Origin of the sequence: Arthrobacter sp. Ld5 (genome assembly GCF_051172775.1) — a bacterium.
Lineage (GTDB): Bacteria > Actinomycetota > Actinomycetes > Actinomycetales > Micrococcaceae > Arthrobacter_D.
On record NZ_JBPKBO010000022.1, the window covers coordinates 1 to 13220 of the forward strand.

Sequence of the window (13220 nt, forward strand, 5' to 3'; positions counted from 1 at the left end):
GCCCACCCGGGACGCTGCCGCACCGGCCGGGCGGCCCGCGCCGGCGACGCCCGGCACCGCGCCGGCGAGGCCCGGCACCCCGCCGGCCCCCGCGCCGTCGTCGTCCGCCGCGTCGTCGTCCGCCGCGCCGTCGGCGCCCGGTACGCCGACCGAGGAGCACCCGGCAGGGCCCGTCGCCGCGCCCGGCAGGACCAACCCGCTGAACCAGCTCATCAACCGTGTCCTCGCTAAACCGCCCGTCCGCAAGGCCGCACGGGACCTCGGCATCAATCTCGCCGATGTCCCGGCCACCGGATCCGCGGGGGAGGTCACCAAGCAGGACCTCATCAGCTACCAGTCGCAGCGCGACGCCGAACAGGACGGCGCGGACTCCTTCTGGTCGGACCGCAGGCTCCTCGGGGGCGGCCGCGTCGAACGGATCCCGGTCAAGGGCGTCCGCAAGGCGACCGCGAAGGCCATGGTGCAGAGCGCCTTCACAGCACCGCACGTGAGCATCTTCGTGGACGTCGACGCTTCCCGGACCATGGAGTTCGTGAAGCGGCTCAAGGCGTCCCGGGACTTCGAGGGCATCCGGGTCTCGCCGCTGCTGATCCTGGCGAAGGCCGTCATCTGGGCGGCGGCACGGAACCCGTCGGTCAACGCGACCTGGGCCGGGGACGAGATCCTCGTCAAGCACTTCATGAACCTCGGTATCGCCGCGGCGACACCGCGGGGGCTCATGGTGCCCAACATCAAGGACGCGCAGGATCTCTCTCTGAAGGAGCTGGCCCTCGCGCTCAACGATCTCGCGACCACGGCCCGCGCCGGCAGGACCCAACCGGCCCAGATGCAGGGCGGGACGCTGACGATCACCAACATCGGGGCCCTGGGGATCGACACCGGCACACCCATCATCAATCCCGGAGAGGTGGCGATCGTGGCGTTCGGCACGATCAAGCAGAAGCCCTGGGTGCTCGACGGCGAGGTGATCCCGCGCTGGATCACCACGCTCGGGGGATCGTTCGACCACCGCGTGGTGGACGGCGACCTGAGCGCGCGCTTCATGGCCGACGTCGCCTCGATCCTCGAGGAGCCGGCACTCCTGCTGGACTAGGGTCGGATCATGGACCAGCAGCCATCCGGCGGGCAACCGCGCCGGAGCCCGCGCCCGCGCTACCCCCTGAGCAGGCTCCTGCTCGTGGTGCTCATCGGCTTCCTCGCGTCGACCGTCCTGCAGGTGGTTTTCCCGGACCTCGGCGCAGTGGCACGCCTGTCGATCCTCGTGATCATTGCCGCCCTCATCTCCATCGCCGTCACGCTGCGCCAGCAGAAGCGGCCGCCGCGATAGCCGGACCGGCGGTCCGCGGGGCATCGTGCACGGCTTTGCGGGGAGGGACCACCGGATGCCGGCGTGTCCCCGGCCGACACGCCCCTCGACGCTCGGAACGCGTGCACGAAGCCGCGCGAGGGGGGAGCGGAGAGGGCCGTGGGCTACCGGTTCTGCTCGATCGCCTCGCGCAGGATCGGCGCCAGGCGGCGGACGCCCTCGACGATGTCCTCGGGGGAGACGGCGCTGAAGGCCAGCCGGAGCTTGTTCGACAGCTCGTCCGACGGCGTGAACGCGGCACCGGGGATGAACACGACGCCGGCGTCGATCGCCGTGTAGAGCAGCGGGTAGGTGTCGATACCCTCCGGGAGGGTCACCCACACGAAGAAGCCGCCGTCCGGGGTGGTCCAGTGCACGCCGTCCGGGAACTCCTCGGCGAGTGCGCCGAGCATGGCGTCGCACCGTTCGCGGTAGAGGCTGCGCATCGAGGTCAGGTGCCCCCGCCAGTCGTACTCGGTGAGATAGGCGCTGACGAGCATCTGCGTGAGGGGGGAGGGGCACAGCACCACGGCCTCGCAGGCGAGGTAGAACCGGCGGTAGAGGTGTCTGGGCACCAGGGCCCAGCCGAGCCGCACGCCGGGCGCGAAGATCTTCGAGAAGGAACCCAGGTAGATGACGTCGTCGGGGTTGCCGGCGCGCATGGGCTTCAGCGGCTCGCCGTCGAAGCGCAGCATGCCGTACGGGTTGTCCTCGAGGACGAGGATGTTGTGGTCACGGCAGATGTCGACGACCCGCTGGCGGCGATCGGCGGCCATCGTGACGCCGCTCGGATTGTTGAAGCTGGGGATCGTGTACAGCAGCTTGATCGAGCGTCCCTGCGCCTGCAGCTCGGCGATGACGCGTTCGAGCTCGGCGGGGACGAGCCCGGCGTCGTCCATCGGGACGGTGACGACGTCCACCTCGTACGCCTCGAACGTGTTGAGGGCGCCCACGTAGGTGGGGTCCTCGCAGAGGATCACGTCCCCGGGATCGCAGAAGACCTTCGCCGCGACGTCCTGCGCCGATTGCGAGCCCGTGGTGATCACGATGTCCTCGGGGCTCGCGCCCTCGATGCCCTCGGCCGCCATCACGTCGCAGACGAGACGCCGGAGCTCGTCCATGCCCTGGCCGCCGCCGTACTGCAGCGCCTCGAGCCCGTGCTCGGCGATGATCTTCTGGGCGGTCCTGCCGAGGTCCTCGAGGGGAAGGGACTTCAGGTAGGGGCTCCCGCCCGCGAGGGACACGAGGCCCGGGCGGATGGAGATGTCGAAGACGTCGCGGACGGCCGACTGCTTGATGTTGGCTGCGCGCAGGGAGAAGAGCCGGTCGTGCCGTGCGGCGGAATCGACGGCGCGCTCCAGGGCTGCCTCGGTCTCGGCGGGCAGGAAATCGGTCGGGGTTTCGGGGGAGGACGTCACGCCCCAGAGTCTAGGCGGGGGTTCACCATCAGGCAACAGGTGTTGCCTCCGAGTGCAATCGCTCAGATCCACCCCGCCTCGCGCGCCCGTAGGGCCGCCTGGAACCGGCTGTCCGCCCGCAGGGTCTCCAGCATCCAGGCGATATGACGGCGGCACGTCCTCACATTGATGTCCAGGCGACGCGCGATCGATTCGTCGGACAGCCCGTTCGCGAGGCCCTGGAGGATGGAGCGCTGCATCGCGCTCAGGGGTGACCCCACCTCCGGTCGGCGGAGGAAGGACTCGCTGAGCTCCCAGGCGATGTCGAACAGGTGCGTGAAGATGTTGATCAGGCTGTGGTCCCTGATGACCAGGGCGGCCTTGTCGTCGGGCGTGAGCCGGCGGCCCACCAGGGCCAGTTTCTCGTCGAAGATGAGCATCCGCAGGGGGATGAACGGGAGGACGCCGAACTCCCCGCCCCCCGCCGCGATCGCCTCGACCGCCTTGCGGGTCGGGACGTGGTCGCGCGTGCTGGTGTCGTACAGGGTGCGGCGTCGGACCCCGTGCTCCAGGAGTTCGAGATCCTTCCGGACGCTCTCCTCGTGGACGTCCGCCGTCGAGCCCTGCCCGGGCTGCGCGATGTACACCTTCTCGGTGACGTCGCGTCCGTAGTCGATGAGGACGCGGTGGATGAGGTGCGGGTCCTCGAGGGTCTCCACGGACGTGCTGTCGAGGACGTGCTTGCGGGCGTCGAGGAAGGTGGGCAGGAGGCTGGACAGCTCGCGCCGCTGGGCGCTGATCCGCGCCTTGAGCTCCTGCATCTCGCGTTCGTCCGCATCGACGAGGTCGGCGAGGGCGACATCGGGGGAGACCGCGACGAGCCCGTCCGGGCTGCCGGCCTGCGGGCTGAGCAGCCGGCGGTCCGACAGTTCAGCGACGGCGTCGTCGATGCGCCGCAGGGTCAGCCCGAGCGCCTCGGAGGCCTCGGCGCGCGTCCAGCCGGGGTGTCCGACGGCGTACCGGTACACCTCGAGCGACGTCGCACCCAGCATGAGAGCTCCTAGTCCCGGCCGCTGGCCCCAGCGGCGAATCGCGTGCAAAAAACCTGACATGTCCAGTTAATGACAGAGCCGGAATGCCGGCAATCCGGTCCCTCCGCGAGCGCCGGGATCACCGGCATTCCGCGGAAGTCCGCCCCCGCGGCCGATGATCCGGGTCCCGGCGGAGCGCCCCCGCGTCCTGATCGCGCCATGTCCGCAAACGGCCACCCCTACAGCTGGACACTACCCGCCGGGGCCGGACATTCTGATGAGGCCGGTCCACCGGAAGTCCCGAGGGGGCCTTCCGCAATGGATCGGGCATTGCCGATCGGCAGTGTGGGGACAGCTCAACCACCCGGACACGGGCAAGGAAGGATCGCCATGAAGAAGGTATTCGGCGCAACTGCAGGCTTGTTGATCGTGGTGGGGGCTGTCCTGCCGGCAGGCCAGACCGTCAGCGCAGCTAGCTGGGACTGGCCGAAGGGTCAGCCCACAGCGAGCAGCTGGGACTGGCCGAAGTAGGAGGAGCCTCCGGACCAGAGCCCGGAGGGCACCCCAGAGCCCGCCCCAGCGGGGGTGATCACAGACCCTGAAGGAGAGAGCCATGAGCCAGTTGACCGCCGTTCGTACCGCCTCACGGACGGCCCTCAGCACTCAGTGGTGGCATCTCTCCCTCTCGACGGGTGGCTTCGATGCAGCGGACGGCATCATCGGAGAACTGGTCACCCCGCTGGTGGCGCAGGCCCAGACGCTCGGTGCCAAGCGCTGGTACTTCACGCGGTGCGAGGACCCCTCGACCGGCGTGGTGGGCCAGGTGAAGTTGAGCATTCACGCCCATCCCCGGGTCCTCGAGCCCCTGCGCACCTACCAGCGGGCGCTGCAGATGCGCAGCGCGAGGAGCATGCCCCTGCTGGTGGTCCGCCAGCAGTACACCGCTCCCGCCGGCAACACCTACTATTCCGGAGGCCGGGAGTCGGCCGACCCGCAGCTCGAGGCCGATCTCGTCAAGTACGGGGGCGTCGAGGGCCTGCACCTCGCCGAGGAGGTCTTCGAGCTCGGATCGGAGCTCGCACTCTGGGCCAATCACCGCTTCCCCCGCATGCAGAGCCGCTCCGCGCTCGGAGCGCTCATCCTCTTCGACTCCGCGCAGAGCATGATGCGCGGCCCCCGATCCGCCGGGTGGCCGGACCGGCGGCGACTCTCCTGGGACTTCTACTGGGACAGCCACCTGCGCGCGTGCACGGCCGACGTCGGCCCGCGCGCCCCGGGGGTCCGTGAGGCGATGACTGCGCAGGTCGCGGCGAAAGCACCCGGCTTCCATGCCCTCATGGCTGCCACGGCCTCCGAATCCGCCGTGCAGAACTGGCGGCGGCGCTGGTTCCGCGCCCTCGACACCTACCTCTACCGGGCGGACCGGGTGCGGGTCAGCCGCAGCGCCCAGCACCTGACCGTGTACCAGGCGCACATGGCGCTCAATCGCCTCGGTTTCGTCGCCCGCGAAGAGGCGGCCCTGGGCCTGTACGCCCGGAGCTGGAAGCCCCTGGCACTCCCGGCCCGCGGACCGCGTGCCGCCCCCTGACCCGGCCCACCCATCGACCGAAGGACTGCGCCATGAATGCAAGGAACACCATCGTGCTGGCCATGGACGACGCCGACCTCTCCGAGGCGCTCGGCTGTTCGTCGGAGGAGGTCGAGTCGATGCAGCACGACGGCGTCCTCGCCTCGCAGGGCCAGCTCTGGGAGATCGGGCCGGCACGGGACTACCTGAGGGATGCCGCCTGGGCCGACAGTCTCTGGCGCTGAGACCCCCGGTAGAGAACCCGACAGGACGCCGGCGCGATGCGCCGGCGTCCTGTCGGGTCCGGGTCAGGCCGCTACAGGTGCGGCTGCACCGGCGAGGGCCATCAGGACGCCGGTGACCAGGCCCGAGACCTCGGCGTCGTCCTTTGGGTGGATCTCGGCGAAGCGCGTGATCGAGCTGCCGATGGAGAGCTTGGCGTCGTCGAGCACCGTGGCGCCGGCGACCCCGAGGGCCCGGCGGGCCTCGTCGTGGGCCCACACGCCGCCGTACTGGCCGAATGCGGAGCCGATGACGGCGGCGGGCTTGGCCGAGATCGCGCCGGCACCGTAGGGGCGGGAGAGCCAGTCGATGGCATTCTTCAGGACGGCAGGCATGCTGCCGTTGTACTCGGGGGAGACGAGCAGGACGGCGTCCGCGTCGGCTGCCGCTGCACGCAGGGCGTCGGCGGCCTGGGGGCGGTCGGCGTCGTTGTCGATGTCCTCGTTGTAGAACGGGACATCGTTCAGGGCGTCGAACGTGACGACGTCGACGGACTCCGGAGCGTGAGTGGCAGCCGCCTCCGCGAGCTGGCGGTTGATGGACCCTTCGCGGAGGCTGCCGACGAGGGTGAGGATCGTGGTGGACATGGTTCTCCCAGGACTGTGGGGCCTAGCGGCCGGGCGTTCGGTACTGCGACTGGTTCGTCCCCTCCTACAAGCGGACTGCAGTCCGCTTTATTCCGCCGTTATAGTTGCGGCATGCAGGGCGAGGATTTGCTCCGGGTCACCGGCGACGACGGGGAGCGCACCGATGCGGCGCGCAACCGCCGCCTCATCCTCGACGCCGCGGCAGAGATCGTCGCGACCCAGGGTCCCGAGCGGCTGACGACGGACGCCGTGGCGCGTCGCGCGGGCGTCGGGAAGGGCACCGTCTTCCGGAGGTTCGGGAACAGGGCAGGCCTCATGCAGGCGCTCGCGGACGAGGCGGGACGGTCCTTCCAGCACGACTTCATGGCCGGTCCTCCTCCGCTGGGACCCGGGGCACCACCCCTCGAGCGGCTGATCGCCTTCGGCGAGGCGAGCATCGAGCGCATGCGCTTCGACGGGCAGATCCTCCGCGCGGCCGAGCAGCAGGGCGGACCGGACCTCGACCACCCGACGCAGCAACTCACGCGATTGCACCTGTCCGTGCTGCTGCGCGGCCTGCACGTGCCGGACCCGGAACTGGGTGCGTACCAGCTGTCCGCGTTCCTGAACGCGGGGCTGCTGCTGCACCTGCAGGAGCGCCGGGGCATGTCCAACGCCCGCCTGGCCGCGTCGTGGCGCAGGCTGGTCTCGGCCCTCGCGGCAGCTGCCGATCACGGCCGGACGACCACCGGCCCCTAGTAGACTGGCACGTGTCGGCGCCCGGTCGGCCGTGCAGCAGCCCGATCGAGTGTGGAGGAGGTGTCCGAGCAGATGTCCGACTTCCGTGAGGCGATGGAGACGCAGACCGTACCCGACCTGCACCTCCACGTCGTGGCCGACGCCGTCGAGCCCCTTCCCCCCGCGACGGTCGCCGCGCGGCTCCAGGACCTGCTCGTGGACCACCCGGACGTCCATGCCTTCCTGCAGGAACTGGCCGAGTACACCGCCGGGGTGCTCGGCGCCGACGGCGACACCTATTGCGGCATCACCCTGCAGCGCTCCGTCCACGAGCAGTTCACCGTCGGCAGCAGCGGGGCGACGGCCAGGGCCATGGACGAGGTGCAGTACGAGCACGACGACGGCCCGTGCCTGCATGCCCTCCGCGTGCACGACGAGGTGTTCGTCGCCGACGCCCGCACCGAGTCGCGCTGGCCGGAGTTCATGGAACACATCATGCGGAACGGTGTCGGCGCGATGTTCTGCCTGCCCCTGGACCTCGAGGGACAGGCGCGTGCGGCCCTGAACCTTTACGCCGAGGATGCGTCCGTGTTCAGCGAGGACTACCGCCGGGTCGCCCGCGCCTTCGCGGTCCAGGCGTCGCAGGCCCTGAAGCTCGCGGTGCGCGTGGCACAGCACGCAGCGACGGCGGAGGACCTCCATGCCGTGCTGCAGACCCGCACCGAGATCGACCTCGCGGTCGGGATCATCATGGGGCAGGACAACTGCTCCCAGAAGGACGCGTTCGACAAGATGCGCCGCGCCTCGAACTCCCGCAACGTGAAGATCCGGGTGCTCGCCGCGGGGATGGTCGCCGGGCTGAACGGCGTCGTGCCCCGAGCCCACTTCGACCCGTCCTGACGCCCGTGGCTCCGATGCCCCGCCGGCCCGTCCGGACGGTGCTGGTCGGCTTCGGTCACGGCGGCAGCGTCTTCCACGCACCGCTGATCCGGCACGAGCCCGGACTGGACCTCGCCGTCGTCGTCACCCCGAGCCCCGGGCGGCGGGAGGCCGCGCGCGCCGCGTGCCCGGGCGCCCTGGTCGCCGCGAACCTCGACGACGCGCTCCGAGCGGTACCGGACCTGGGTCTGGCCGTCGTCGCCACGCCCCATGCCACGCATGCGCCGCTGGCCGCCGAAGCCCTCGGGCGGGGCCTGCACGTGGTGGTCGACAAGCCCCTCGTGGTGCATGCCGCCGACGGCGAGCGGCTCGTCGACGCCGCCCGCGCGGCCGGCAGGCTCCTCGTGCCGTTCCACAACCGGCGATGGGACGGGGACTTCCTGACAGTGCGGGCGGCGGTCGCGGCGGGGTCCCTCGGGGACGTGCGCGTGTTCGAGTCGGCCATGGAGTCCTGGAAGCCGTCCGTCAGGAAGCCCTGGAAGCGCGACGCGGCCCCGGCGGACGGCGGGGGCGTGCTCTACGACCTCGGTGCGCACCTGATCGACCAGGCGCTCACTCTCTTCGGGCCGGCCGTCCCGGTGTACGCCGAACTGCGCAGCGACCGCGGAGGCGCCGCCGAGGACTCGGCCTTCCTCGTCTTCAGGCACGACGGCGGTGTCACCAGCCGACTGCACGCCGGGACCCTCGCACCGCTCGCCCGGCCCCGTTTCCGCGTCACCGGGGCGCAGGGCGGGCTGGAGATCACGGGTACGGACCCGCAGGAGGCGTTGCTGGCGGCGGGCGTGCCGCCGGACGGCGTCGCGGACACCGCCGGTGCCCCGACCACGACACGCCGGGGCCTCACGGGACGCGACGGGGACACCAGGGTGCTCGAGGTCCTGCCCGGCCGGTACCCGGACTTCTACGCCGGGCTCGTCACGGCCATCCACGCCGGTGGACCGCCGCCCGTCCGTGCGGACGAGGCCCTCGACGTCGTGCGGCTGATCGAGCAGGTCCACGCCGCGTACCCGTCCCGGATCCCCTGATCCGCCGCGTGCCAGGGGCCTAGACCAGCGCGGACCAGTCCGTCGCCAGCTCCAGTCCGTGCGCCTCGGACACCGAGTGGTGCGCCACCTGCCCCGACGCCACGTTCAGCCCGCGGGCCAGCGAGGGGTCCGCGTCGAACGCGGCACGGACGCCGAGGTCGGCGAGTGCCACGGCGTACCGCAGCGTCACGTTGGTCAGCGCGTAGGTCGACGTGTTGGGGACGGCGCCGGGCATGTTGCCCACGCAGTAGAAGAGCGATTCGTGGACCGTGAAGGTGGGATTCTCGTGCGTGGTGACGCGGGAGTCCTCGAAGCACCCGCCCTGGTCCACCGCGATGTCCACGAGGACGCTGCCCGGCTTCATCCGCGAGACGAGCTCGTTCGTGACGAGTTTCGGGGCCCTGGCGCCGGGGATCAGGACGGAGCCGATGACGAGGTCCGCGTCGAGGACGGAGGTCTCGATCTCCAGGGAGTTCGAGGCGACCGTCTTCACGCGACCGGCGTACAGGGCGTCGATCTCCCGCAGCCGGCCGATGTTGATGTCGAGGATGGTGACCTCGGCTCCCGTGCCGACGGCCATCGCAGTCGCATTGGTGCCCGCGACGCCGGCCCCGAGGACCACGACCTTGGCGGGGCGGACCCCGGCGACGCCACCGAGCAGCAGGCCGGGGCCGCCGGCGGGGGCCGTCATGACCTGCGCGCCCACCTGGACGGAGAGGCGGCCGGCCACCTCGGACATCGGGGCGAGCAGCGGCAGGGCTCGGCCGTCCTGGACCGTCTCGTAGGCGATCGCCGTGACACCGGCGTCCACGAGGGCCCGGGTCAGCTCGGGCTCCGCCGCGAGGTGGAGGTAGGTGAAGAGGATGAGGCCCTTGCGGAAACGGTGGTACTCGGCGGCGATGGGCTCCTTGACCTTCAGGACCATGTCCGCGCGGCCCCAGACATCGTCGGCCGCGTCGACGAGTTCGGCGCCCGCGGCCTCGTATTCCGCGTCCGTGATGTTGGAGCCGACGCCTGCTCCGCGTTCCACGAGCACGGTGTGTCCGTGGGCGCGGAACTCGTGGACGCCGGACGCCGTGATGGCGACACGGAACTCGTTGTTCTTCACTTCTTTGGGGACGCCGATGATCATTGGATGCTCCACGGGTTCGATCGGGCGGACGGGGTGGTTCCAGAATAGGGAGCGACCCGGAGCGGTCCCGCGGGCGCTCGTGCGGGCCCGGCGGGTGCGTCGCGCATCCCACCGTGCCGTGCGGCCGCGGAATCCCGCCGCTGCGCGCCTGCGCCCGGATGTGAGCTGCGCCACTAGCAGGTCGCGGCCGGAGAGGCCATCGACAAATGTCGAGTCCGGAAGCGGCAAGTGTCGCCCCCGACGGCCGGCCCCGCCTACTGTGGGGCTGTGCAGAACCAGCAGATCGAGGACCTCGTCGAACAGCTCGCGCAGACGCTCGGGCGCGGCCTGTCCCTCGAGGACCCCGACGGCGCCCTCCTCGCGTACAGCAGCCACCAGACCTCCGCCGACCGCGTCCGGGTCGCCTTCCTGCTGAGCAAGAAGGTGCCGGCGGACGTGAGCGAGTGGCAGCTCCGCCACGGGATCGCCCAGGCCGTCCGCCCGGTCGCCGTTCCCGCGAACGAGGAGCTCGGGATGCTCGGGCGGGTGTGCGTCCCCCTCCTCGTCCGGGGCTTCCGTGTGGGTTACCTCTGGGTGCAGCAGCACTCGAGCGAGGATCCCGCCCGGAGCATCCTCGCCGCCCTGCCGGCGGTCCGGCCGACGATCGACCGCCTCGCCGAACTGCTGCTCGAGACGGACACGGCGTCCTCCGAGCGGCGCACACAGCGGGAGGCCACGTTCCTCGCCGCGTGCCGGGGGGTCGCCCCCGCGGTGGAGGATCTGCGCGGCTGGCGTGAACTCGGCGGGCACGGGCCGTGGCGCGTGGCCCTCGTCCACGAACTGTCGGAGTCGTCGGCCCGCGCCGGGAAGGAGGACCCCCAGGAGGCCGCCCTGCTCCAGCGCACCATCGCCCTGCAGGCGACGGTCGGCGTCGAGCCCGTCCTGTTCAGTGCCGGGGCGTCCACGCACTCCGTCCTGTTGTGCGAGGCCAGGGTGGGCCGCAGCGCCCTCCAGCAGGTGGTGGAGCGCTGCCGGGTCGGGGTGGCCAAGCGGGCGGGGCGTCCCGCGGGGCGGGTGGTCCTCGGGCTCAGCGAGCCCGCGACCGACCCCCGGGAGTTCGCGGACGCCTTCCGCCAGGCCGAGCACGCGGCCCAGGCCGGTGCGGTGGATCCCCAGCTGGGCGGGGTGTCGTCGTTCGCAGAGATCGGCGTCTACCAGTTCCTCGGCGCGGTGGGCTGGCAGGCTCCAGCGCACGGCAGCGTGCGATTCGACGAGTTGTGCGAGGCGGACCGTCTCGGGGAACTCCTGCCGGTCCTCGAACTGCTGTACGACAAGAACGGCTCGGTGCAGGACGTCGCCGAACAACTCCACCTGCACCGCAGCAGCGTCTACAACCGGCTGACGAGGATCCGCTCGATCGTCGGCGCGGACCCGCTCGCCGGACTGGTGCGCCTGGAACTGCACCTCGCGCTCAAGGCCGGCAGGTGGCGCTCCCGACCCCGCTTCGAGCAGTCGTAGGCCGTCCCGCCGACGCTAGGCGTCGTCGGGCTCAGGCGCCGGCCGGTCCGACCGGCGCAGCTGGCTGCGCAGCCAGTCCTCGACGTCGGCCCGCCGCAGGCGGCGGTGGGATCCGCGGTACTCCACCGGGAGCGTGCCGGCGTCGGTGAGCTTGCGCAGGTAGCTGTGCGAGATGCCCGCGAGCTCGGCCGCCTGGGAGGTGGTGAGCAGTTCGGCGACGGAGGTCACCTGCACGGCGTCGCCGTCGGACAGGCGGGCGAGGAGGTCGACGACGGCGGCCTGGGCCTCGCCGGGGAGCCGATGCGCGGTGCCGTCCACGAAGACGGTGACATCGGCGCTGCCGGTGAGTGCACGGCGCAGGCGCGCGGCCTGCTCCGGGGGAAGTGCTGCCGCCGATCTGGGGGCCCTGATGGTCATGCGGCCATTGTGCCAGCCGGGCCCGCGATCCACGCGATTACGTGGAGCCGGAGGGTTCCGCATCGAGTAGTACGGGTCTATCCTCGGCGTATACGTAACCCAAAGTACTTGCACCCAGCGTCGGTTGCAGCTACGGAAACGGTGAACCTCATGACAACAATCGATCACGGGCGGAGCCTGGGCACTGCCACCTCCGCCGTCCCACCCGTCGAAGAAGCACCCTCCTGCCCCCTGTGCCGTACGGACGACTACCTGATCTTCGAGGAGTTCGTACCGGCGCGTCAGGCCGAGCACACCACCGATCTCCTTCCCGCGAGCGTGAGCTACACGTGCTCCGAGTGCGGCACCTTCAACGCGCACGCCGTCCCGGAGTCGTGGCGGCCGCCGCAGTGGTTCTGGTACAGCTGACCGGCCCGCTTGACCTTTACGCAGCGTCAATTCCTACTGTGGACTTCGCCCGGCGCACCGTGCGGCGGGCGGAGGAGGACGACGTGGACTACCCGATCGCCACGGTGGCCCGGCTTGCCGGCACCACGAGCCGGACCCTGCGCCATTACGGTGAGGTCAGCTGGAACCGTCCCGTGTGGGCGCCAACGGGTACCGGTTCTACGACGCCCGGGCGCTGGTGAGGCTGCAGCGCATCCTGCTGCTGCGCTCCCTCGGATTGCCGATCCCGGCCGTCCGGGCGGTGCTCGACGACGGCGAGGGCGCTGCCCCGGCATCCGCCCTGCGGGCCCACCTCGACCACCTCCGCGGAGAGCAGCGCCGGCTCGATCGCCAGATCACTGCGGTCCTCACGACGGTCGAGGCGCTGGAGAGGGGAGAGGAACCCATGCCCGAGAAGATGTTCGACGGATTCGACCACACGCGCTACCGGGAGGAGGTCGAGGAGCGGTGGGGCCCCGACGCCTACGCCCAGGCGGATACCTGGTGGCGCGGGAAGCCCGACGCGGAGAGGGAGGCCTTCGGCAGGGAGGTGGCAGAACTCAACGCGGGCTGGACCGAAGCCGCTGCCCGCGGTGTGCCACCGACCGGGGGAGAAGCCCAGGAACTGGCCGGTCGCCATGTCGCCTGGCTCTCCTCGATGCCGGGCCTGCCGCGGGCTGACGACGGGGCACTCCTGCCCGAGTACCTCCGGGGACTGGGGGACATGTATGTCCAGGACCCGCGGTTCGCGGCGAACTACGGAGGGCCGGGCGGTGCGGCATTCGTCCGTTCCGCGCTCGAGGCGTGGCTCGCGGGCGCGTCCTGACCGCCGGGCGGACGGGGGACGCCGCGCGTCCA

General features: G+C 71.1%; 15 protein-coding genes. 10 read left to right on the plus strand and 5 right to left on the minus strand.

The genetic code is table 11. The annotated features are described in order from the left end of the window. A partial coding sequence (locus ACSGDB_RS10705; RefSeq protein WP_434994672.1) for a dihydrolipoamide acetyltransferase family protein occupies positions 1 to 1093 on the plus strand: 1093 nt, incomplete at its 5' end. 9 nt (positions 1094 to 1102) lie between these two features. Then, on the plus strand, positions 1103 to 1327 hold the full coding sequence (locus ACSGDB_RS10710; protein WP_434994673.1) for a hypothetical protein: 225 nt from the start codon (positions 1103 to 1105) through the stop codon (positions 1325 to 1327). Between the two features lie 143 nt (positions 1328 to 1470). Here ACSGDB_RS10710 and ACSGDB_RS10715 read toward each other — a convergent pair whose 3' ends face one another. Further along, the gene (locus ACSGDB_RS10715; protein WP_434994674.1) at positions 1471 to 2763 is read right to left on the minus strand and encodes a PLP-dependent aminotransferase family protein; all 1293 of its coding nucleotides are present in this window, start codon (positions 2761 to 2763) and stop codon (positions 1471 to 1473) included. A gap of 62 nt (positions 2764 to 2825) precedes the next feature. Beyond that, on the minus strand, positions 2826 to 3794 hold the full coding sequence (locus tag ACSGDB_RS10720) for a helix-turn-helix transcriptional regulator (protein WP_434994676.1): 969 nt from the start codon (positions 3792 to 3794) through the stop codon (positions 2826 to 2828). Positions 3795 to 4386: 592 nt separating this feature from the next. On the opposite strand from ACSGDB_RS10720, the gene ACSGDB_RS10725 reads away from it, so the two are divergent. Both ACSGDB_RS10725 and ACSGDB_RS10730 read left to right on the plus strand, forming a co-directional pair. Further along, positions 4387 to 5361 carry a lantibiotic dehydratase C-terminal domain-containing protein gene (locus ACSGDB_RS10725; protein ID WP_434994677.1) on the plus strand — a complete coding sequence of 325 codons (975 nt, stop codon included), beginning with the start codon at positions 4387 to 4389 and terminating at the stop codon, positions 5359 to 5361. A 32-nt stretch (positions 5362 to 5393) separates the two neighbouring features. Then, the gene (locus ACSGDB_RS10730) at positions 5394 to 5585 is read left to right on the plus strand and encodes a hypothetical protein (RefSeq protein WP_434994679.1); all 192 of its coding nucleotides are present in this window, start codon (positions 5394 to 5396) and stop codon (positions 5583 to 5585) included. A 63-nt stretch (positions 5586 to 5648) separates the two neighbouring features. On the opposite strand, the gene ACSGDB_RS10735 is transcribed toward ACSGDB_RS10730, so the two are convergent. Then, complete coding sequence (locus ACSGDB_RS10735; protein ID WP_434994680.1) at positions 5649 to 6209, minus strand: NAD(P)H-dependent oxidoreductase; 561 nt, start codon at positions 6207 to 6209, stop codon at positions 5649 to 5651. A 111-nt stretch (positions 6210 to 6320) separates the two neighbouring features. Between ACSGDB_RS10735 and ACSGDB_RS10740 the strand changes: the two genes are divergently transcribed. The 3 genes from ACSGDB_RS10740 to ACSGDB_RS10750 all read left to right on the plus strand — a co-directional run bounded on the left by ACSGDB_RS10740 (position 6321) and on the right by ACSGDB_RS10750 (position 8890). Further along, positions 6321 to 6947 (plus strand): TetR/AcrR family transcriptional regulator, encoded by a 627-nt coding sequence (locus ACSGDB_RS10740; protein WP_434994681.1) that lies wholly within the window; start codon positions 6321 to 6323, stop codon positions 6945 to 6947. A 72-nt stretch (positions 6948 to 7019) separates the two neighbouring features. Next, on the plus strand, positions 7020 to 7826 hold the full coding sequence (locus ACSGDB_RS10745) for a GAF and ANTAR domain-containing protein (RefSeq protein ID WP_434994683.1): 807 nt from the start codon (positions 7020 to 7022) through the stop codon (positions 7824 to 7826). 14 nt (positions 7827 to 7840) lie between these two features. Next, a complete protein-coding gene (locus ACSGDB_RS10750; protein ID WP_434995111.1) occupies positions 7841 to 8890 on the plus strand; it encodes a Gfo/Idh/MocA family protein in 1050 nt (349 codons plus the stop codon). A 19-nt stretch (positions 8891 to 8909) separates the two neighbouring features. Here the strand turns inward: ACSGDB_RS10750 and ald are convergent, their stop codons facing one another. Continuing rightward, positions 8910 to 10022 (minus strand): alanine dehydrogenase, encoded by a 1113-nt coding sequence (gene ald, locus ACSGDB_RS10755; protein ID WP_434994684.1) that lies wholly within the window; start codon positions 10020 to 10022, stop codon positions 8910 to 8912. A 267-nt stretch (positions 10023 to 10289) separates the two neighbouring features. On the opposite strand from ald, the gene ACSGDB_RS10760 reads away from it, so the two are divergent. Further along, positions 10290 to 11519, plus strand: a complete 1230-nt coding sequence (locus tag ACSGDB_RS10760) for a PucR family transcriptional regulator (RefSeq protein WP_434994685.1) — start codon at positions 10290 to 10292, stop codon at positions 11517 to 11519. A gap of 15 nt (positions 11520 to 11534) precedes the next feature. On the opposite strand, the gene ACSGDB_RS10765 is transcribed toward ACSGDB_RS10760, so the two are convergent. Then, complete coding sequence (locus ACSGDB_RS10765; protein WP_434994686.1) at positions 11535 to 11936, minus strand: helix-turn-helix domain-containing protein; 402 nt, start codon at positions 11934 to 11936, stop codon at positions 11535 to 11537. Between the two features lie 150 nt (positions 11937 to 12086). Between ACSGDB_RS10765 and ACSGDB_RS10770 the strand changes: the two genes are divergently transcribed. Together ACSGDB_RS10770 and ACSGDB_RS10775 are read left to right on the plus strand one after the other, a co-directional pair. After that, positions 12087 to 12344 carry a hypothetical protein gene (locus tag ACSGDB_RS10770; protein WP_434994687.1) on the plus strand — a complete coding sequence of 86 codons (258 nt, stop codon included), beginning with the start codon at positions 12087 to 12089 and terminating at the stop codon, positions 12342 to 12344. A gap of 175 nt (positions 12345 to 12519) precedes the next feature. After that, on the plus strand, positions 12520 to 13188 hold the full coding sequence (locus ACSGDB_RS10775) for a MerR family transcriptional regulator (RefSeq protein WP_434994688.1): 669 nt from the start codon (positions 12520 to 12522) through the stop codon (positions 13186 to 13188). The last annotated feature ends 32 nt before the right edge of the window (positions 13189 to 13220 follow it).